The sequence below is a fragment of the Ensifer sp. CCNWLY38 genome (genome assembly GCF_037120565.1).
In the GTDB taxonomy this organism is placed as follows: Bacteria; Pseudomonadota; Alphaproteobacteria; order Rhizobiales; family Rhizobiaceae; genus Ensifer; species Ensifer adhaerens_H.
On sequence record NZ_JBBBBO010000005.1, the window covers coordinates 335894 to 354006 of the forward strand.

At 63.5% G+C, this 18113-nt stretch carries 19 protein-coding genes; 15 read left to right on the forward strand and 4 right to left on the reverse strand.

All coding sequences use genetic code 11. The features are described 5' to 3' along the window. Positions 1–16: 16 nt before the first annotated feature. From odhB to lpdA, 7 genes are all read left to right on the forward strand, one after another. On the forward strand, positions 17–1246 hold the full coding sequence (gene odhB, locus V7S54_RS13640) for a 2-oxoglutarate dehydrogenase complex dihydrolipoyllysine-residue succinyltransferase (RefSeq protein ID WP_065374175.1): 1230 nt from the start codon (positions 17–19) through the stop codon (positions 1244–1246). Positions 1247–1310: 64 nt separating this feature from the next. Next, positions 1311–1700: an MAPEG family protein gene (locus V7S54_RS13645; RefSeq protein WP_065374176.1), complete on the forward strand. Its 390-nt coding sequence runs from the start codon at positions 1311–1313 to the stop codon at positions 1698–1700. Positions 1701–1714: 14 nt separating this feature from the next. Next, complete coding sequence (locus V7S54_RS13650) at positions 1715–2140, forward strand: VOC family protein (protein WP_065374177.1); 426 nt, start codon at positions 1715–1717, stop codon at positions 2138–2140. Then, a complete protein-coding gene (locus tag V7S54_RS13655; RefSeq protein WP_065374178.1) occupies positions 2137–2778 on the forward strand; it encodes a LysE family translocator in 642 nt (213 codons plus the stop codon). Before V7S54_RS13650 ends, V7S54_RS13655 begins: the two co-directional genes overlap by 4 nt. 2 nt (positions 2779–2780) lie before the next feature. Further along, positions 2781–3281, forward strand: a complete 501-nt coding sequence (locus tag V7S54_RS13660; protein WP_336408443.1) for a hypothetical protein — start codon at positions 2781–2783, stop codon at positions 3279–3281. Continuing rightward, the gene (locus V7S54_RS13665) at positions 3278–4030 is read left to right on the forward strand and encodes an SDR family oxidoreductase (RefSeq protein WP_065374180.1); all 753 of its coding nucleotides are present in this window, start codon (positions 3278–3280) and stop codon (positions 4028–4030) included. Before V7S54_RS13660 ends, V7S54_RS13665 begins: the two co-directional genes overlap by 4 nt. Before the next feature lie 24 nt (positions 4031–4054). Then, positions 4055–5461 (forward strand): dihydrolipoyl dehydrogenase, encoded by a 1407-nt coding sequence (gene lpdA, locus V7S54_RS13670; RefSeq protein WP_065374181.1) that lies wholly within the window; start codon positions 4055–4057, stop codon positions 5459–5461. 140 nt (positions 5462–5601) lie between these two features. On the opposite strand, the gene V7S54_RS13675 is transcribed toward lpdA, so the two are convergent. Next, on the reverse strand, positions 5602–6096 hold the full coding sequence (locus tag V7S54_RS13675; protein ID WP_065374182.1) for an acyl-CoA thioesterase: 495 nt from the start codon (positions 6094–6096) through the stop codon (positions 5602–5604). A 213-nt stretch (positions 6097–6309) separates the two neighbouring features. Between V7S54_RS13675 and V7S54_RS13680 the strand changes: the two genes are divergently transcribed. Then, a complete protein-coding gene (locus V7S54_RS13680) occupies positions 6310–6798 on the forward strand; it encodes a DUF2867 domain-containing protein (protein WP_065374183.1) in 489 nt (162 codons plus the stop codon). A 27-nt stretch (positions 6799–6825) separates the two neighbouring features. Here V7S54_RS13680 and V7S54_RS13685 read toward each other — a convergent pair whose 3' ends face one another. Together V7S54_RS13685 and V7S54_RS13690 are read right to left on the reverse strand one after the other, a co-directional pair. Beyond that, complete coding sequence (locus tag V7S54_RS13685; protein WP_065374184.1) at positions 6826–7914, reverse strand: TraB/GumN family protein; 1089 nt, start codon at positions 7912–7914, stop codon at positions 6826–6828. 98 nt (positions 7915–8012) lie between these two features. After that, entirely contained in the window at positions 8013–8948 is a 936-nt protein-coding gene (locus tag V7S54_RS13690; protein WP_065374185.1) for a tyrosine recombinase XerC, read from the reverse strand. Positions 8949–9082: 134 nt separating this feature from the next. Here V7S54_RS13690 and V7S54_RS13695 point away from each other — a divergent pair, with 134 nt between their 5' ends. Both V7S54_RS13695 and V7S54_RS13700 read left to right on the forward strand, forming a co-directional pair. Next, positions 9083–10006 carry a GNAT family N-acetyltransferase gene (locus V7S54_RS13695; RefSeq protein ID WP_065374186.1) on the forward strand — a complete coding sequence of 308 codons (924 nt, stop codon included), beginning with the start codon at positions 9083–9085 and terminating at the stop codon, positions 10004–10006. Positions 10007–10069: 63 nt separating this feature from the next. Then, positions 10070–11203 (forward strand): AAA family ATPase, encoded by a 1134-nt coding sequence (locus V7S54_RS13700; RefSeq protein WP_065374187.1) that lies wholly within the window; start codon positions 10070–10072, stop codon positions 11201–11203. Between the two features lie 51 nt (positions 11204–11254). Here the strand turns inward: V7S54_RS13700 and fsa are convergent, their stop codons facing one another. Then, positions 11255–11908: a fructose-6-phosphate aldolase gene (gene fsa / locus V7S54_RS13705; protein WP_057255016.1), complete on the reverse strand. Its 654-nt coding sequence runs from the start codon at positions 11906–11908 to the stop codon at positions 11255–11257. 177 nt (positions 11909–12085) lie between these two features. Here fsa and V7S54_RS13710 point away from each other — a divergent pair, with 177 nt between their 5' ends. The 5 genes from V7S54_RS13710 to V7S54_RS13730 all read left to right on the forward strand — a co-directional run bounded on the left by V7S54_RS13710 (position 12086) and on the right by V7S54_RS13730 (position 18089). Further along, positions 12086–14302, forward strand: coding sequence for a primosomal protein N' (locus V7S54_RS13710; protein ID WP_065374188.1), 2217 nt, complete (start codon positions 12086–12088; stop codon positions 14300–14302). A 138-nt stretch (positions 14303–14440) separates the two neighbouring features. Continuing rightward, entirely contained in the window at positions 14441–14827 is a 387-nt protein-coding gene (locus tag V7S54_RS13715) for an AGROH133_08824 family phage infection protein (protein WP_057255018.1), read from the forward strand. Positions 14828–15090: 263 nt separating this feature from the next. Beyond that, on the forward strand, positions 15091–15651 hold the full coding sequence (locus V7S54_RS13720) for a F0F1 ATP synthase subunit delta (RefSeq protein ID WP_065374189.1): 561 nt from the start codon (positions 15091–15093) through the stop codon (positions 15649–15651). After that, positions 15651–17180 carry a F0F1 ATP synthase subunit alpha gene (gene atpA / locus V7S54_RS13725; protein ID WP_057255020.1) on the forward strand — a complete coding sequence of 510 codons (1530 nt, stop codon included), beginning with the start codon at positions 15651–15653 and terminating at the stop codon, positions 17178–17180. Before V7S54_RS13720 ends, atpA begins: the two co-directional genes overlap by 1 nt. Positions 17181–17207: 27 nt before the next feature. Then, the gene (locus V7S54_RS13730; RefSeq protein WP_058321739.1) at positions 17208–18089 is read left to right on the forward strand and encodes a F0F1 ATP synthase subunit gamma; all 882 of its coding nucleotides are present in this window, start codon (positions 17208–17210) and stop codon (positions 18087–18089) included. The last annotated feature ends 24 nt before the right edge of the window (positions 18090–18113 follow it).

The following is an 18113-nucleotide window of genomic DNA, read 5'->3' on the forward strand; positions in this document are numbered from 1 at the left end:
CAACGGAACAAAAATCATGGCAACAGAAATCCGCGTTCCCACCCTCGGCGAATCCGTCAGCGAAGCGACCGTCGGCACCTGGTTCAAGAAGGTCGGCGATGCCATCAAGGTCGATGAGCCCCTGCTCGAACTCGAAACCGACAAGGTGACGATCGAAGTGCCGGCGCCAGCCGCTGGCACGCTTTCCGAAATCGTCGCACAGGCCGGCGAGACCGTCGGTCTCGGCGCGCTGCTCGGCCAGATCGCCGCTGGTGCTGCTGGCGCTGCTGCGGCCGCTCCGGCCGCTGCTGCCGAAAAGAAGGCCGAGCCGGCCGCTGCCGCTCCGGCTGCCCCGGCTGCCGCTGCCTCGTCGATGCCGCCGGCACCGGCTGCCGCGAAGCTGCTTGCCGAAAACAACCTGTCGGCCGATCAGCTCGATGGCTCCGGCAAGCGTGGCCAGGTGCTGAAGGGTGATGTGCTTGCTGCCGTCGCCAAGGGCATCTCGACCCCTGCCGCCGCAGAGCCGGCGAAGGTCCAGGCCCGTGCGCCGTCGACGGCAGAAGATGTCGTGCGCGAAGAGCGCGTCAAGATGACCCGCCTGCGCCAGACGATCGCCAAGCGCCTCAAGGATGCGCAGAACACCGCCGCCATGCTCACCACCTACAACGAGGTGGACATGAGCGCCGTCATGTCGCTGCGCAACAAGTACAAGGACATCTTCGAGAAGAAGCATGGCGTGAAGCTCGGCTTCATGGGCTTTTTCACCAAGGCCGTGACCCACGCGCTGAAGGAAATCCCGGCTGTTAACGCCGAGATCGACGGCACCGATATTATCTACAAGAACTACTGCCACATCGGCGTCGCTGTCGGCACGGACAAGGGTCTTGTCGTTCCGATCGTGCGCGATGCCGACCAGATGTCGATCGCCGAGATCGAGAAGGACATCGGCCGTCTCGGCAAGGCTGCGCGTGATGGCGCGCTGTCGATGGCCGACATGCAGGGCGGTACCTTCACCATCTCCAACGGCGGCGTCTACGGTTCGCTGATGTCCTCGCCGATCCTGAATGCGCCGCAGTCGGGCATTCTCGGCATGCACAAGATCCAGGACCGTCCGGTCGCCATCGGCGGCCAGGTCGTCATCCGCCCGATGATGTACCTCGCGCTTTCGTACGATCACCGCATCGTCGACGGCAAGGAAGCCGTCACCTTCCTCGTCCGCGTCAAGGAAAGCCTCGAGGATCCGGAGCGTCTGGTCCTCGATCTCTAAGAGTTGGGCGGGGGCGATTGCAGCCCCCGCTTCTTTCTGCGCCGCGCTTCTCCGGATCGCATCGATGTCGTTCGAACTGACCTATCTGCTCTGGAGTGCCGTTCTCGCCTTCGCCTATATGATGGCGCAGGCGGGCGCCTACCGCCTGCAGCACGGCGTCATCGAAGCTGATACCAATCGCGACGTCGTGCCGGAGCCTAATGTCTTTACCGGGCGGGCGGGAAGGGCGCTGCGCAATTTTCACGAGACCTATCCGGTCTTCATCGCCCTTGCGGTCGTGATAGAATTCTCCGGACGGAGCGGACCGCTCACCCAATGGGGCGTGGGGATCTGGTTCTGGGCAAGAGCCGCCTACCTGCCGATTTATATTGGCGGCCTCGGATTGGTTCGCTCCGCTGTCTGGACCGTTTCGGCGGTCGGGCTCCTGCTGATGTTTGCGGGTATTCTGATCTGAACGGAGGAACTGGCATGGCATCCGAACCAAATGTTCCGCCGATCCAGGTGCATCTCTGCGTCAAGGACGGCATGGCAGCGATCGCCTTCTACGAGAAGGCCTTCGGTGCCCAACACACCTTTTGCCAGCTGGCGGAGGATCGCAAGCGCGTGATGCATTCCAATCTCGCGCTTTTCGGCGGCGAGATCATGCTGCACGACGAATTTCCCGAATTCGGCTCGAGCGTTCTTTCGCCGAAGACGGTCGGTGGCGCGAGCGTCGCCATCAACATCAATCTGCCTGATGCCGCTGACGTCGATGCAGCCTATGACCGGGCGATCGCCGCCGGGGCATCGACAGTTCTGGAGCCGCAGGATACCTTCTGGCACGCACGCTACGCGCGCATCCAGGATCCCTTCGGCCACGTCTGGGCCTTCAACGCACCGGTCGCACAATCATGAGCCAATATCTCCTAGAACTCGCATCGCTGATGGCGATCTTTGCCTTCGCCATCGTCTCTCCCGGCGCCGATCTGGCCATGGTCATGCGCCAGTCGATCGTGCACGGCCGCCGTCCTGCCATCATCACGTCCTTCGGTATCGGCACGTCGCTGATGTTCCATGTGACTTACACGATCCTCGGTCTGGGGCTGATCATTTCGCAGTCGATCTACCTCTTCAACATCGTCAAATGGTGCGGCGTCGCTTACCTGATCTATATCGGCATCAAGGCGCTGCGCGCCGGCCAGACGGAGATCAAGGTCGAGCGGACGCAAGGCAATGAGCCGGCCAAGGGGCAGTCGGCCGCCAAGGCTTTCGGCCTCGGCTTTGCAGCCAATGCGCTCAACCCCAAGCCGGTATTCTTCTTCCTGTCGATCTTCTCGACCGTCGTCAGCGCCCACACGCCGATCCTCATCAAGTTCGGTTATGGCCTCGTCATGGCCTCGTGCCTGATCCTCTGGTTCGTCGGCGTCAGCCTGTTCATGACGACGCCGCGCATGCGCGCCGCCTTCACCCGCGCCAGCAAGTGGATCGACCGCGCCAGCGGCGTCGTTTTCATTGCGCTCGGCCTGAAGCTCGCGACGGAGAAGGCCGCCTGATCATGGTTCTTGGTCGCCTCGCCTTGATGCTGTTCTGCACTGCGCTTGCCGCGCCGGCGATCGCTGCCGACTGCAAGCAGTCGCACGCGATTTACGCCGATCGTGACGGCGGCTATGAGCTGCGCTTCGAGCCGGTGGGCTCGGCAAGTGCGGCGACCAGCAACCACTTCAAGGTGGCGGTGCTCAAACCCGGGCTTCTGCTCGACGGCGTCGTGATGCCGGCGGGCGAGCCGGAACGCGCCACGGGGCTGATCATGCACAATTGCCCGGAGGGTGACGCGACCGGCGAGGAATTGCGCGCCTGCACGGTGTGGCAGGGCGTCGTCTATGCGCTCGACAAGGCCGGTGCGATCAGCGAGATCCCTGGTGAAGCCGAGCCAGCGGCCGAGCAGGTGCTGCTTCCCGATTTCGGGCCTTCCCTCAGAGCGTCGAGCGCCTGGGGCAAGGGCAAGGCCGAGGCCGACAGCTGGGATTCTTTCACCCTCAAGGGATGCGCCGCATGAGCGCAGGCCCCGTTCTTCTCGTGACAGGCGGTAGCCGCGGCATCGGCGCGGCTGTTTGTGTCGCCGCGGCGAAAGCCGGCTGGCGTGTCGCAGTCAACTACGCGACGAACCGTGATGCGGCAGATGCGGTTGTCAGCGCGATCGAAGCGGTCGGCGGCACGGCGATCGCGGTTCAGGGTGACGTCGGCTCCGAGGCGGATATCCAGGCGATGTTTACCGCCGTCGATGCGGCCTTCGGCCGGCTGGATGGCCTCGTCAACAATGCCGGAATCGTCGGGCCGACCGCACGGATCGACGAGATGTCGGTCGATCGGCTGGAGCGGATGTTCCGCATCAACGTCACCGGCTCCATCCGCTGCGCCGCGGAAGCTGTTCGGCGCATGTCCACGCGGTACGGCGGCTACGGCGGCGCCATCGTCAACATCTCCTCGGCCGCAGCCGTGCTCGGCTCGCCGGCGCAATATGTCGACTACGCCGCCTCGAAGGGTGCGATCGACACCTTCACCATCGGCCTAGCGCGCGAGGTTGCGACCGAGGGCATTCGCGTCAATGCGATCCGTCCCGGCGTCATCGATACCGAGATCCATGCCTCCGGCGGCCTGCCGGACCGGGCGCGCGATCTCGCCCCCACCATTCCCGTTCAGCGACCCGGCACGGCCGAGGAAGTCGCTGACGCGGTTCTCTACCTCCTGTCAGACAAGGCGACTTATGTGACGGGGGCAATTCTCAATGTCAGCGGCGGGCGGTAACCGCCCTGAAAGAAGGATATTCTAATGGCTTATGATCTCATCGTTATCGGCAGCGGCCCCGGCGGCTATGTCTGCGCCATCAAGGCGGCTCAGCTTGGTCTGAAAGTGGCTGTCGTCGAGAAGCGCGCCACCTATGGCGGTACCTGCCTCAACATCGGCTGCATCCCGTCCAAGGCACTGCTGCATGCGTCCGAGGTGTTCCATCAGGTCGCCCATGGCGTCGACGCGCTTGGCGTCGAAGTCGCAGCACCGAAGCTGAACCTCGAAAAGATGATGGCCCACAAGGACGCGACCGTTAAGTCCAACGTCGAGGGCGTCTCGTTTCTGTTCAAGAAGAACAAGATCGACGGCATCCAGGGCACCGGCAAGGTGCTCGGCCAGGGCAAGGTCTCGGTCACCAACGACAAGGGCGAGGAGCAGATCCTCGAAACCAAGAACATCGTGATCGCCACCGGCTCCGACGTCGCCGGCATTCCGGGCGTTCAGGTCGACATCGACGAGAAGGTGATCATCTCGTCGACCGGCGGCATCGCGCTCGAAAAGGTCCCGGCCAACATGATCGTCGTTGGCGGCGGTGTCATCGGCCTCGAGCTCGGCTCGGTCTGGGCCCGGCTCGGCGCCAAGGTCACGGTCGTCGAATATCTCGATAGCATCCTCGGCGGCATGGACGGTGAAGTTGCCAAGCAGTTCCAGCGCATGCTCGCCAAGCAAGGCATGGACTTCAAGCTCGGCGCCAAGGTGACGGGTGTCGTCAAGGACGGCAAGGGCGCCAAGGTGACCTTCGAGCCGGTCAAGGGCGGCGACGCCGTGACGCTCGATGCCGACGTGGTGCTGATCGCCACCGGCCGCAAGCCTTACACCGACGGCCTTGGCCTCGATAAGGCCGGCGTCGTCATGGACCAGCGCGGCTGCGTCGAGATCGACCATCACTACCAGACGAGCGTTACCGGCATCTACGCGATCGGTGACGTCGTGCGCGGCCCGATGCTCGCCCACAAGGCGGAGGACGAGGGTGTCGCGGTTGCCGAAATCCTCGCCGGTCAGGCCGGGCATGTGAATTACGACGTCATCCCGAGCGTCGTCTACACCCAGCCGGAAATCGCCTCCGTCGGAAAGACCGAGGAAGAGCTGAAGGCTGCAGGCGTCGCCTACAAGGTCGGCAAGTTCCCCTTCACAGCCAATGGCCGCGCGCGCGCCATGCTTGCCACCGACGGCTTCGTCAAGATCCTCGCCGACAAGGAAACCGACCGGGTTCTCGGCGGCCACATCGTCGGCTTCGGCGCCGGCGAGATGATCCACGAAATCGCCGTGCTGATGGAGTTCGGCGGTTCGTCGGAAGACCTCGGCCGCACCTGCCATGCGCACCCGACCATGTCGGAAGCGGTCAAGGAAGCGGCTCTTTCGACCTTCTTCAAGCCGATCCACATGTAAGAATCCTGCGAGGGGGCTGCGGCAAGCGGCCCCCTCGTTCCAGCCGTGTGCTGTTGTCGCAGCCTGTCGGCTGCCTGTCTTGTGTCAGCGCTCGCTGACCTTATCGCTGCCGATGTTTCACGTCCTATGCAAGCGATCGCTCACTCTTCAGACGCAGATCGGAGCGCGTGGAAGCGCTCCTCGAACTCGCGTCGCAGGCTGCGTCGCGCTTCGGCCGCGCGCTGCCGACGCTTGCGGTCGACGGTGTCGGTGACAAGGGCAGGAACGGGCGTAGGGCTACCGTCTGCATCGACCGCGACCATGGTGAAGTAACAGGAATTGGTGTGGCGCCGCTCGCCACTCCTGATGTTCTCGGCCTCGACGCGGATACCGATTTCCATCGAGGTGCGGCCGGCATTGTTGACGGCGGCGCGGAAGGTGACGAGCTCGCCGACATGGATCGGCTGGCGGAAGGTCACCTGGTCGACAGAGAGCGTCACCGCATATTGCTGCGAATAGCGCGAGGCGCATGAGAACGCCACGCGGTCGAGGAGATTGAGCAGCGCACCGCCGTGGACCTTGCCGCTGAAATTCGCCATGTCCGGCGTCATCAGCACGACCATTTCGAGTTCGCGTGTGTCGTGGCTGGTTTCCATGTCCATCTCCAGAATTTGTAACGTTCAGCTTGAGTTATGCAGCTTGTCGGCGCGAAGGGAAGGGGCCCGCCGCATCGGCGAATGACGGCCCCTGCGGCAGACTGGGTGTGACGATTGGACCGAGGGCTGCGACAAGCGGTCTCCTGTCCAGGCACGACGGAGGGCGCAATCATGTTTCAAAGGACCAGCGACGCCGTGGCGTCAGGAGGAAACATGAAACCGAGAGCCGTGGCCACCTCGTTACCGAACCGGCATCTACCGCACGCCGATTGGGCCGACCGTTTCGAGCTCGCGCTCGACGGCAAGGGCGTGACCGCCGCGGAAGCGGCCGAACGTTCGCTTGGCCGTTCGCCGCGATGGATTCGCGAACTGCTGCGCCTGCGCAACCGCGTGGTCTCGCTCGTTGGCCTGAAATCGGCAGCGCCGAAACCGGGTCGCTTCGGGCTGGTCGGGGCATTTCCGGTGCTTTCGAAAAGCGATGACGAAGTGGTGCTCGGTTTCGACGACAAGCATCTCGATTTTCGCATCGTCGTCGATGTCAGGGCAGGATCCGCGGTCAACCAGATCGTCGGCGTCACCACCCTCGTCCGGCGGCACAATGCGCTCGGGCGAGTTTACCTGGCGGCGGTGACACCGTTTCACAAGGTGATCGTGCCGACGCTTCTGGCCCGGGTGGCGGGTCCGGGCGGTCAGATTGGCTAATCAGTCTCCGGCTTGAACGCCCGCTAGTCAGTTGGCGCGCGTGACCGTGAAGCCCTGGGCACGCAGCAGTTCGACCAGGCCTTCGTTGCCCGGCAGATGCAGCGCACCGACGGCCATGAAAGCGCCGCCGTCCTTCAGGATCGGTTCGGCGCGTGTCGCCATCGTCTTGTTGCGGTCGACGATGATGCGCTGCTCGAAATCGGCATAGCCGAAATCCTCCGCTGTGCCCTTGTCGGAAACGGATCTCATCATCGGCATGATCATGCCGGTGTCGCCGGAAAGGTAGAGATCGGTCATTGTCGCGAAGACGTCCTCGATCGTCTTGCCGAGCGCCAGCGTCTCGATGAGCGCGCGCAGGTGCAGTTCGGTCGGAAGCGAATCCATCGCCGCGAGCTGCTCGATCAGCGTCTCCAGGCCCCTGAGCGTCTTGCCCTGATTGACCGCATCCTCGGCAATTTTCTTGTCGAGGAAGGAGGCGCCGGTCGCCTTGCGGCTGATCTCGCAGGCGGGCAAAGCGACGAAGCTCGCGATCATCCAGGGTTTCATGCGCGCAACGAGCGTCAGCGGAATGCCGCGGGCTTTGAGGCCCGCTTCGAGCTGTTCGCGGTCGCCGGGCTTCAGGAAATCGGCGATCGTCTTGTTGTCCGGGAACATGGTGAGGTCGGGCCGCATCAGGATCGCGGCCGCCGATTTCTTCTCGTCGACGATCTCGTCCGATTCGACGATGACGGTCGAGGCCGCCGCGAAAGCGGCCGGCGCTTCGGCCGGAAGCGCCAGCACGCGCGGATCGGTGACGTGCATGGTGCCGAGCAGCCAGGAGGCTGCGATGCCGTCCTTCTCGATCTTCCAGAAGATGCCCTTGCCGTTCGGCACCGCGGCGGCTTCCGCTTCGAGTGCGGCGAATTTGGTCGGATCCGACTTGGCAAGGGCGGTCAGCACATTCGAACCGCCGCATTCGGCTTCCTGCGCATCGGCTTCCGCGACGAAGAAGAGTGCAACGACGAGGCTGGCGGCAAGAACGACGTGCAAGAGGGCAATCAGCCAAAGTGTACCGTCGGCGACCCGCGCAAGCAGGTCGCGGGGCAGGTTTCGATCAGGTCTCGCAAAGGCGGTCATCATTGTTCCCCGACGGCGGACGGTCGTTGCAGAACCCTAGGGCCGGGCCGGTCACGGCTTCCTTAAAGGGCATGGTTAATCCATCGTTTCGCCGAAAATCAGGCGCGCGGATGGGCGCGATCGTAGATTTCCAGCAGCCGTGCGGAATCGACACCGGTATAGACCTGCGTGGTCGACAGGCTGGCGTGGCCGAGCAGTTCCTGGATGGTTCGCAGATCGCCGCCGCCGGCGAGCAGATGGGTGGCGAAGGAGTGTCGCAGCGCATGCGGTGTTGCCGTGTCCGGCAGGCCGAGGGCGCCGCGCAGCTTCTGCATTTCCCGCTGGATGATTGCCGGCTGCAGCTTGGCGCCACGGGCACCACGAAACAACGGTTCATCGGCAGGCGGCTGATAGGGGCAGAGTTTGATATAGGCGGCGACGGCTTCACGCGCAGCCTGTATCAGAGGCACGAGCCGCGTCTTGCCGCCTTTGCCGATGATGCGCAGCGACGAGGGCGTGCCGGCGAAATCGCCCGATGTCAGCCCGAGCGCTTCGGAAATGCGCAGGCCGCAGCCATAGAGCAGGGTCAGCACCGCGGCATTGCGCGCGGCGATCCAGGGCTCCTCGGCAAGCTGCGCCTCCGAGGTCACGACGTTCAGCGCCTCTCGGTCGGTCAGCGGCTTCGGAAGCGATTTCGGCTGTTTCGGCGAGCGCACTGCTGCCGCGCCTGCTGCGTTCGCAAGGCCATTGCGTTCGAGAAAGCGCAGGAAGGAGCGCAAGCCGGCGAGGCCACGGCCGAGCGTGCGTGCGCCGGCGCCACCCTTGCGGCGCTGGGCGAGGAAGCCGCGCAGATCCGCGGGCCTCAGCGTCCGGATGTCGGAAAGGCGCGGCGGTCCGGCCAGATGGCCGGTCAGGAATGTCAGGAATTGACGGGTGTCGCGCTCATAGGCCTCGACGGTGTTGTCGGAGAGGCGGCGCTCCCGCATGAGCCCATCGAGCCAACGTTGGCGTTCGGCAAGGAGTTCCGGATGGCCGATGACGAGGAGCTCGTTCATTGTCGCTTCCCAAGTTGGTCCATCGGCGACAATGCCCTGACGCATCTTATGTTTTTGCTAATGCGCCCTTGGAATCTGTCATTCTTCGATCATATAGAATTGCGATGGTCAGCCGGAAAGAATCGGATCGGACTATGGTGGGACGGGATTCGGTGAACGGATTCGCGCATTTTGCTGAAGTAATCGCCCTGGTCTCACAGGGAAAACCTGGTCACATCGTCGACACCCTGATTGCCGAGCGCGGGCAGCGCATCGTCAAGAGCCCGATGTGGCCGTTGATGCGACCTTTTCTCTACGCATTGCTGAACTACCGCAAGGCGCACGAGTTCGCCGATGCGGTCGCCAACATGCCCGGCTTCCACGCCTTCGAACATCTGAGTTCGCTTCTCTCGCTGGAGGTGCGGGTCGACCGGGCCGAGCGCATTCCGGCCAGGGGCGGCTTCCTGCTCGTCAGCAACCATCCGACCGGCATTGCCGACGGTATCGCTGTTTTCGACCTGCTCAAGACACGGCGGCCGGACATGATGTTCTTCGCCAACCGCGACGCCATCCGCGTCAACCCGCGCTTTGTCGAGATGGTCATTCCCGTCGAATGGCGCGAGGAGCACAAGAGCAAGTTGAAGGCCCGCGAGACGCTGCAGGTGACCAACCGCGCGATCGGCGAGGGCAAGGCGACGGTGCTGTTCCCATCCGGGCGCATCGCCTACTGGGCGGACGGCTGCCTCAACGAGCGGCCGTGGAAGACGTCTGCGGTGGGTTTTGCGCGCAAATACGGCCTGCCGATCCTGCCGGTGCACATGAGCGCCCGCAATTCCGGCCTGTTCTACTGGTTCGCCAAATGGTCGACGGAATTGCGCGACATGACCGTGTTCCACGAGTTGCTCAACAAGAAGGGCGATCTCTTCGATTTCCGCATCGGCAACCTGATCCCACCGGAAGCCCTTGAGGGCGAGGCGGGCGAGGTGACCAAGGCGCTCGAAAGGCATACGGTGTTCGATCTGGCCATGGACGCGGATGCCGCGTTCCAGCCCCGGTTGCAAGCGGCAGCCGCGCTCTAGCGATCAGCCGCGCCATGCCTGCCGGGCTTCACGCCGGGCGGCGGATCGGCTAGGTCTTCAGCCATGCAGCTTCAATCCATGTTTGCCGAAAACTACCGTTCGTTGAAGTCGATCCGCATGGATCTGACGGGCGTCAACCTGTTCATCGGCGAGAACGGCGTCGGCAAGTCCAATCTCTATCGCGCGCTTCAACTCGTGCAGTCGGCGACGCGCGGCACTCTGGCGCGCGAGATCGCCGAGGAGGGCGGCATGTCGTCGGCGCTCTGGAGCGGCCGCCGCCGCGCCGACAAACCGGCGCGCATCCGGCTCGAAACGGAGCTTTTGGACGAGGAACGGGCGATCACCTTCCGCTACCGCATCGAGGCGGGGCTGCGTCCGCCCAAGGCTGCCGCGGGCTTTGCCTATGAGCCTCAGGTCAAGGAAGAGGAGTTGACGGTCGAAACCGGCCGCCGGCCGGTGACGATGATGAAGCGGTCCGGCCCCGGCATCTTCGTGCGCGGCGAGCGCGGGCGGATGGAGGACTATCCGGAAAAGGCTCTGACCTCGGAAACGGCGATCTCGCTCCTCGGCGATGCCGGTCACTATCCGGAGGTCGGCACCTTTCGCCGCGCGGTCGACCAATGGCGGTTCTTCCATGGCTTCCGCACCGATCGCGATTCGCCCTTGCGGCTGCCATGCCTCGCCGTTACGGCCCCGATGCTCGACGAGACGGGCGTCAACATGGCTGCGGTGTTTGCGACGCTCAGGCACACACGCGAGGACACGGTCGATCTCGACCGCGCGATCGCCGACGCCTTCGGCGGCGCCTATCTCGACGTTCCCGAACCGGGACAGTTCGCCGAATTCTCGTTGGTCTTTCCGGATTTTCCCAACCGGCCGTTCTCGCCGCGCGAGCTTTCCGACGGGCAGATGCGCTTCCTGGCACTGGCCGCGGCGCTGCTTTCCTATCGCCGTCCCCGCTTCATCGCGCTGAACGAGCCGGAGACGAGCCTGCATCCGGACATGCTGCCGGCGCTTGCCGACATGATCGCCAGCGCCTCGCGTGAGAGCCAGATCTGGATCGTCACCCATTCGGAGCGGCTGGCGGAGGAAGTGCGTCAGCGCTGCGGCATCCGTCCGCGCCGGGTGATCCGCAAGGACAGCGCCACCTGGATCGATGGCATGCGGCTGACGGGGCTGATGGACGACGACGAGTAGGCAACAAAAAACCCCGCATCGCTGCGGGGTTTTCATTCATTCCTGAAGCAATCAGGCGATCTTCTGGCCGGTCTTGGCCCAGTCGGCCAGGAACATTTCGAGGCCCTTGTCGGTCAGCGGGTGCTTGACCAGAGCCTTCAGCGTTGCCGGCGGCGCGGTGATGACGTCGGCGCCGATGAGGGCGGCTTCCTTGACGTGGTTTACGGTGCGGATCGAGGCTGCAAGGATCTCGGTCTCATAGCCGTAGTTGTCGAAGATGTGGCGGATCTCGCGGATCAGGTCCATGCCATCGAAGGCGATGTCGTCGAGGCGGCCGACGAAGGGCGAAACGAAGGTCGCGCCGGCCTTGGCGGCGAGCAGGGCCTGGTTGGCCGAGAAGCACAGCGTCACGTTGGTCTGGTGGCCGTCCGAGGTCAGCGCCTTGCAGGCCTTGAGACCGTCGAGCGTCAGCGGCAGCTTGATGCAGATGTTGTCGGCGATCTTCGAAAGAACGGCCGCTTCCTTCATCATCTCGGCGTATTCGGTGGCGGTCACTTCAGCCGAAACCGGGCCTTCGACGATCGAGCAGATTTCCTTGGTGACTTCCGTGATGTCGCGACCCGACTTCAGGATCAGCGACGGGTTGGTGGTGACGCCATCGAGAAGGCCGAGATCGTTCAGCTCGCGGATTTCCTTGACGTCGGCGGTATCAACGAAAAATTTCATGGAGTCACTCCTTGGGCACGATTGCCGCTCGGGCGCATCTCTACCGGGGAGGAATTCCGTTGGCAGAGATCGCGCGCGTTGAAACTCTGGTGGAACCGTGACAAACCCTGCGCCGGCAAGGCTGCGGTTCGCAGCGCAGTTTTCTTTAACCGAAACACGTGGCAAGGTCACGGCAAAATGACTCGCGATTCAACCGATTTATTCGGCGATTTGCTCGGGCCGATTTCTGCCCGTCGCGTCGTGCCGGTCCTGGTGCCCATGCCGGCACCGAAAGCCTATTCCTATGCGGTTCCCGACGGCATGGCGGCCGAGCCGGGCTCGATCGTGCAGGTGCCTCTCGGGCCGCGTCTCGTTGTCGGCGTGGTCTGGGATGGAGACGATGACGGCAATGTCGATCCCAAGAAGCTCAAGCCAATCGAGAAGGTTTTTGACTGCCCGCCGCTGACGAGGGACATGCGAACTTTTCTCGACTGGGTTGCTGCCTACACCGTGACGCCGCCGGGGCTGGTTGCGCGCATGGCGCTCCGGGCGCCCGCCGCCTTCGATCCGGAGCCGATGGTGGAAGCTCTGCGCCTCACGGACATGCGGCCGGAGCGCATGACGGCAGCGCGCGAGCGCGTGATCGCGACCGCCAGCGACGGCCTCTCCTGGACCCGCTCTGGGCTCGCGCATGCGGCCGGAACTTCGTCGAGCGTGATCGAGGGACTGACGCAGCAAGGCGTCTTCGAGGCCGTGTTCATGGCGCCGCCGCCGGTGGTTGCCTTGCCCGATCCCGATTTTGTCGCGCCCCGGCTCGAAGGGGCACAGAAGGATGCGGCAGCCGATCTCCTGGCGGCGGTGGAGGAGGGCGGCTTCTCGGTGTCGCTGATCGACGGCATCACCGGCTCCGGCAAGACCGAGGTCTATTTCGAGGCGATCGCCGCGACGCTTCGGGCCGGCAAGCAGGTGTTGATCCTGTTGCCGGAGATTGCGCTGACGTCGAGCTTCCTCGAACGCTTCCAGGATCGTTTCGGTGCGAAGCCGGCGGAGTGGCACTCGGACCTTGCGCCGCGGACGCGCGAAAAGGTCTGGCGCCAGGTGACGACCGGCACGGTGCGCGTCGTTGCCGGCGCGCGGTCCGCCCTGTTCCTGCCGTTCGAAGAGCTCGGGCTCATCATCGTCGATGAAGAGCACGACCCGGCCTACAAGCAAGAGGACCGCGTCTTCTACAATGCGCGCGACATGGCGGTCGTGCGCGGTCGGATCACCGGCTTTCCCGTCGTGCTCGTCTCGGCGACACCATCGGTCGAAAGCCGGGTCAATGGCGAGGTCGGCCGTTACAAGCCGATCCACCTGCCGACGCGTTTCGGCGATGCCGCGCTGCCGCGGCTCGGCGTGGTTGATATGCGTCAGCATCCCCCGGGGCGCGGCGGGTTCCTTTCGCCCGTTCTCATCAACCAGATCGGCAAGGCCGTCGAGCGCGGCGAGCAGGCGCTGCTTTTCCTCAATCGCCGCGGCTATGCGCCGCTGACGCTCTGCCGCGTCTGCGGCCATCGCTTCCAGTGCCCGGACTGTTCAAGCTGGCTCGTCGAACATCGCTTCCGTGGGCAGATCCAGTGCCACCATTGCGGCTATACGGAGAAGACGCCGGAGGCCTGCCCCGAATGCGGCACGCTCGATCACCTGGTTGCCTGCGGCCCCGGCGTCGAGCGCATTGCCGAGGAGGTGGAGCGGCATTTCCCCGAAGCGCGCACGATCGTGCTCTCCTCCGACCTGATGGGCGTCAAGCGGCTGCGGCTGGAACTCGACGCCATTGCGCGCGGCGAAGCGGACATCGTCATCGGCACGCAGCTCGTCGCCAAGGGACACAACTTTCCGCTGATGACGCTGGTCGGCATCGTCGATGCCGATCTCGGCTTGGCCAATGGCGATCCGCGGGCAGCCGAGCGAACCTTCCAACTGCTCTCGCAGGTGACCGGCCGCGCCGGGAGAACCGGCCTCAAGAGCCTCGGCCTGTTGCAGACCTACCAGCCGCAACATCCGGTGATGCAGGCGATCGTCTCCGGCGATGCGGATGCCTTCTACGACCGCGAGATTGCCGAGCGCGAGAAGGCGCTGCTGCCGCCCTTCGGCCGGCTCGCCTCCCTGATCGTTTCGGCCGATACCCGCCAGGATGCCGAGGGCCATGCGCGGAGCTTGCGAATGGCCGCCCCCCGGACCGACGGCATCACCATTCTCGGCCCGGCGGAGGCGCCGCTGGCGCTGATCCGCGGCCGGCATCGCTTCCGCCTGCTGGTGCATGGCCGGCGCAACAGCGACATGCAGGCTTTCGTCAAGGCGATGATCGCCGCCGGCCCCAAAGAGCGCGGCTCGATCAGCGTCCAGCTCGACATCGATCCCCAAAGCTTCCTGTAATTTCAAGTTTCCTGTGATCGTCGCGTTGAAGAGGCTGCGGGCGATTCACAACCGGGGCGACATGCGCTAGAGGTCGCGGACGCGCCGCTTCGACCGAAGACGAAACGGCATGACAAGGGCTCATCTGCGGGAACGGGCATGGAATTCTACATTCCGACGGAAACCGGCGAATTCCTCGCCTTCTGCGCGGCCGTGGCTGCGGCGCTGATCGGCGTCGTCATGTTGTTTGCGCCGCGGCTTACCTTTCGTGCGGCCGGCATCGGCATTGCCGAGGGGCGGCGCGGCGGTTATGCCGAGGCACGCTCCACCATGGGCGGCATGCATGTGGGGCTCGGTCTTGCCGCGATCCTCCTGGCGCAGCCGATGGTCTACCTTGCCGTCGGAGCGGCGTTCGCGCTTGCCGCTTTCGGCCGAATCCTCTCGATGATGAGCGATAACGGCGGCACGGTCTACAACTGGCTGGCGCTCTTCGTTCAGGCGGCACTCGCCATTCTTCCGCTCGCCTACGTCTTCGGCATGATCTGATCGTGCGCGCGGGCCACTCCGCGATTCACAACGCAGGAAACGAATTTACGGCAAAATTCGGCCAAGGTGGCCGACTTATGCCGCATTCCTGCCGTTCGCGTGTTGCGAGTCCAAACATCCTATGCTAGACGAACCGCGAATTGCGGGGGAAGTGGGTCGCCAGGCCTCGATATCCTGCAAATTATTGCAGCAAATTCAAGAATTTAAGTTGACGGCCCACCGCCAGCTCGGTTCTTGGATGAAAATGAGAGAAGCTTGTGCCCGTGGCAGACACATCCCAGCTTATTTCCGGTGTTGCAGAAAGATACGCGTCCTCGCTTTTTGAACTCGCGCTTGGCGCCGGTTCCGTCGAGGCAGTCGGCGCGGATCTGACCCGCGTCCAGGCCCTGATCGACGGCAGCGATGATCTGAAGCGGCTGATCGTAAGCCCGGTCTTTTCTGCAGACGACCAGTTCAAGGCCATTTCGGCAGTTGCCGAAAAGGCTGGTATCTCCGGGCTCGTCGGCAACTTCCTCAAGGTCGTTGCCCGCAATCGCCGCCTCTTTGCGCTGCCGGGCATGATCAAGGCCTTCCGCCTGATCGCCGCGCGCCATCGTGGCGAAATCTCCGCCGACGTCACGTCGGCCCATGCGCTCTCTGCGGCGCAGGAAAACGAATTGAAGGCGACGCTGAAGAGCGTCACCGGCAAAGACGTGGCGGTCAACGTCACCGTCGACCCGTCTATTCTTGGAGGTCTGATCGTCAAGGTCGGGTCCCGCCAGATTGACACCTCCCTTCGCACCAAACTCTCTACCCTTAAGCTTGCACTGAAAGAGGTCGGCTGATGGATATCCGCGCCGCGGAAATTTCCGCAATTCTCAAAGATCAGATCAAAAATTTCGGCCAGGAAGCAGAAGTCTCCGAAGTCGGTCAGGTGCTTTCCGTCGGTGACGGTATTGCCCGCGTCTACGGCCTCGACAATGTTCAGGCAGGCGAGATGGTCGAATTCCCGGGTGGAATTCGCGGCATGGCGCTGAACCTCGAAGCCGACAACGTCGGTGTCGTTATTTTCGGTTCGGACCGTGACATCAAGGAAGGCGACACCGTCAAGCGGACCGGCGCCATCGTGGACGTTCCGGTTGGTCCGGAACTGCTCGGCCGCGTCGTCGACGCGCTTGGCAACCCGATCGACGGCAAGGGCCCGATCAACGCTAAGCAGCGCTCGCGCGTTGACGTCAAGGCTCCGGGTATCATTCCGCGCAAGTCGGTTCATGAGCCGATGTCGACCGGCCTCAAGGCCATCGACGCTCTGATCCCGGTTGGTCGTGGCCAGCGCGAGCTCGTCATCGGCGACCGCCAGACCGGCAAGACCGCGATCATCCTCGACACGATCCTCAACCAGAAGGCCATTCACGACAATGGTCCGGAAGGTGACAAGCTGTATTGCGTCTACGTCGCAATCGGCCAGAAGCGTTCGACGGTTGCCCAGTTCGTGAAGGTTCTGGAAGAGCGTGGCGCTCTGCAGTACTCGATCATCGTTGCTGCGACCGCATCCGACCCGGCTCCGATGCAGTACCTCGCACCGTTCGCCGGCTGCGCGATGGGCGAATACTTCCGTGACAACGGCAAGCATGCCCTGATCGGCTACGACGACCTGTCGAAGCAGGCCGTTTCCTACCGTCAGATGTCGCTGCTGCTGCGCCGCCCGCCGGGCCGCGAAGCTTACCCGGGCGACGTTTTCTACCTGCACTCCCGCCTGCTCGAGCGCGCTGCAAAGCTCTCGGACGACAACGGCGCCGGTTCGCTGACGGCTCTGCCGGTCATCGAAACGCAGGGCAACGACGTTTCGGCGTTCATTCCGACCAACGTGATCTCGATCACCGACGGCCAGATCTTCCTTGAAACCGACCTGTTCTACCAGGGCATCCGTCCGGCCGTTAACGTCGGTCTGTCGGTTTCGCGCGTCGGCTCGGCCGCGCAGATCAAGGCGATGAAGCAGGTTGCCGGCTCGATCAAGGGCGAACTCGCCCAGTATCGTGAAATGGCCGCCTTCGCGCAGTTCGGCTCGGACCTCGATGCCGCTACGCAGCGCCTGCTCAACCGTGGTGCTCGCCTGACTGAACTCCTGAAGCAGCCGCAGTTCTCGCCGCTGAAGACGGAAGAGCAGGTCGCGGTCATCTTCGCTGGCGTCAACGGTTACCTCGACAAGCTGCCGGTCAACCAGGTTGGCAAGTTCGAGCAGGGCCTGCTTTCGTACATGCGTTCGGAAGGCAAGGACATCCTGGAAACCATCCGCAAGGACAAGGCGATCTCCGACGACGTCAAGGGCAAGCTGAAGGCTGCAATCGACAGCTTCGCCAAGTCTTTCGCCTGAGCGGATTTCATTTAGGACGGATAACGGATGCCTTCACTTAAGGATCTGAAGAACCGGATCGCCTCCGTCAAGGCGACGCAGAAGATCACCAAGGCGATGAAAATGGTCGCCGCGGCGAAGCTTCGGCGTGCGCAGGAGGCGGCCGAGGCCGCCCGGCCTTACTCGCAGCGCATGGCTGCCGTTCTTGCCAACATCGCCCAGGCGGTTGGCGCGGACGACAGCGCGCCTGCTCTGATGACGGGCACCGGCAAGGACGACACGCATCTGCTGGTCGTCTGCACGGCTGAACGCGGCCTTTGCGGCGGCTTCAACTCGCAGATCGCCCGTCATGCCCGCGACCACGTTCGCAAGCTGCTCGCAGCCGGCAAGACGGTGAAGATCATCTGCGTCGGCAAGAAGGGCTTCGATATTCTGCGTCGCGAATACGCGTCGCTGATCATCGATCGTGTCGACCTGCGTGAGGTCAAGAAGATCGGCTTCCAGAATGCCGACGACATTGGCCACAAGGTGATCGCGCTCTTCGAAAAAGGCGAGTTCGACGTCTGCACGTTGTTCTATTCTGAGTTCAAGTCCGTTATCGCCCAGATTCCGACGGCACAGCAACTGATCCCCGCTTCGGCCGGTCCGGTTGCAGCGCAAGCATCCGATGCTTCGGCCGTCTACGAATATGAGCCGGACGCGGGCGCGATCCTGAGCGATCTCATTCCGCGCAACATTTCCGTGCAGATCTTCCGGGCCCTGCTCGAGAACGTTGCCGGCGAAATGGGTGCGAAGATGAGCGCGATGGACAATGCGACGCGCAATGCTGGTGAGATGATCAACAAGTTGACGCTGAGCTACAACCGTCAGCGCCAGGCTCAGATCACCAAGGAACTCATTGAAATCATCTCGGGCGCGGAAGCGCTCTAAGGTTACGGAAAGAGGGTAAGGATT

Bases quoted from the DNA above. Each gene is read 5' to 3' on its own strand.
- odhB (WP_065374175.1), top strand. From the start codon at position 17: ATGGCAACAGAAATCCGCGTTCCCACCCTCGGCGAATCCGTCAGCGAA.
- V7S54_RS13645 (WP_065374176.1), top strand. From the start codon at position 1,311: ATGTCGTTCGAACTGACCTATCTGCTCTGGAGTGCCGTTCTCGCCTTC.
- V7S54_RS13650 (WP_065374177.1), top strand. From the start codon at position 1,715: ATGGCATCCGAACCAAATGTTCCGCCGATCCAGGTGCATCTCTGCGTC.
- V7S54_RS13655 (WP_065374178.1), top strand. From the start codon at position 2,137: ATGAGCCAATATCTCCTAGAACTCGCATCGCTGATGGCGATCTTTGCC.
- V7S54_RS13660 (WP_336408443.1), top strand. From the start codon at position 2,781: ATGGTTCTTGGTCGCCTCGCCTTGATGCTGTTCTGCACTGCGCTTGCC.
- V7S54_RS13665 (WP_065374180.1), top strand. From the start codon at position 3,278: ATGAGCGCAGGCCCCGTTCTTCTCGTGACAGGCGGTAGCCGCGGCATC.
- lpdA (WP_065374181.1), top strand. From the start codon at position 4,055: ATGGCTTATGATCTCATCGTTATCGGCAGCGGCCCCGGCGGCTATGTC.
- V7S54_RS13675 (WP_065374182.1), bottom strand. From the start codon at position 6,096: ATGGAAACCAGCCACGACACACGCGAACTCGAAATGGTCGTGCTGATG.
- V7S54_RS13680 (WP_065374183.1), top strand. From the start codon at position 6,310: ATGAAACCGAGAGCCGTGGCCACCTCGTTACCGAACCGGCATCTACCG.
- V7S54_RS13685 (WP_065374184.1), bottom strand. From the start codon at position 7,914: ATGACCGCCTTTGCGAGACCTGATCGAAACCTGCCCCGCGACCTGCTT.
- V7S54_RS13690 (WP_065374185.1), bottom strand. From the start codon at position 8,948: ATGAACGAGCTCCTCGTCATCGGCCATCCGGAACTCCTTGCCGAACGC.
- V7S54_RS13695 (WP_065374186.1), top strand. From the start codon at position 9,083: ATGGTGGGACGGGATTCGGTGAACGGATTCGCGCATTTTGCTGAAGTA.
- V7S54_RS13700 (WP_065374187.1), top strand. From the start codon at position 10,070: ATGCAGCTTCAATCCATGTTTGCCGAAAACTACCGTTCGTTGAAGTCG.
- fsa (WP_057255016.1), bottom strand. From the start codon at position 11,908: ATGAAATTTTTCGTTGATACCGCCGACGTCAAGGAAATCCGCGAGCTG.
- V7S54_RS13710 (WP_065374188.1), top strand. From the start codon at position 12,086: ATGACTCGCGATTCAACCGATTTATTCGGCGATTTGCTCGGGCCGATT.
- V7S54_RS13715 (WP_057255018.1), top strand. From the start codon at position 14,441: ATGGAATTCTACATTCCGACGGAAACCGGCGAATTCCTCGCCTTCTGC.
- atpA (WP_057255020.1), top strand. From the start codon at position 15,651: ATGGATATCCGCGCCGCGGAAATTTCCGCAATTCTCAAAGATCAGATC.
- V7S54_RS13730 (WP_058321739.1), top strand. From the start codon at position 17,208: ATGCCTTCACTTAAGGATCTGAAGAACCGGATCGCCTCCGTCAAGGCG.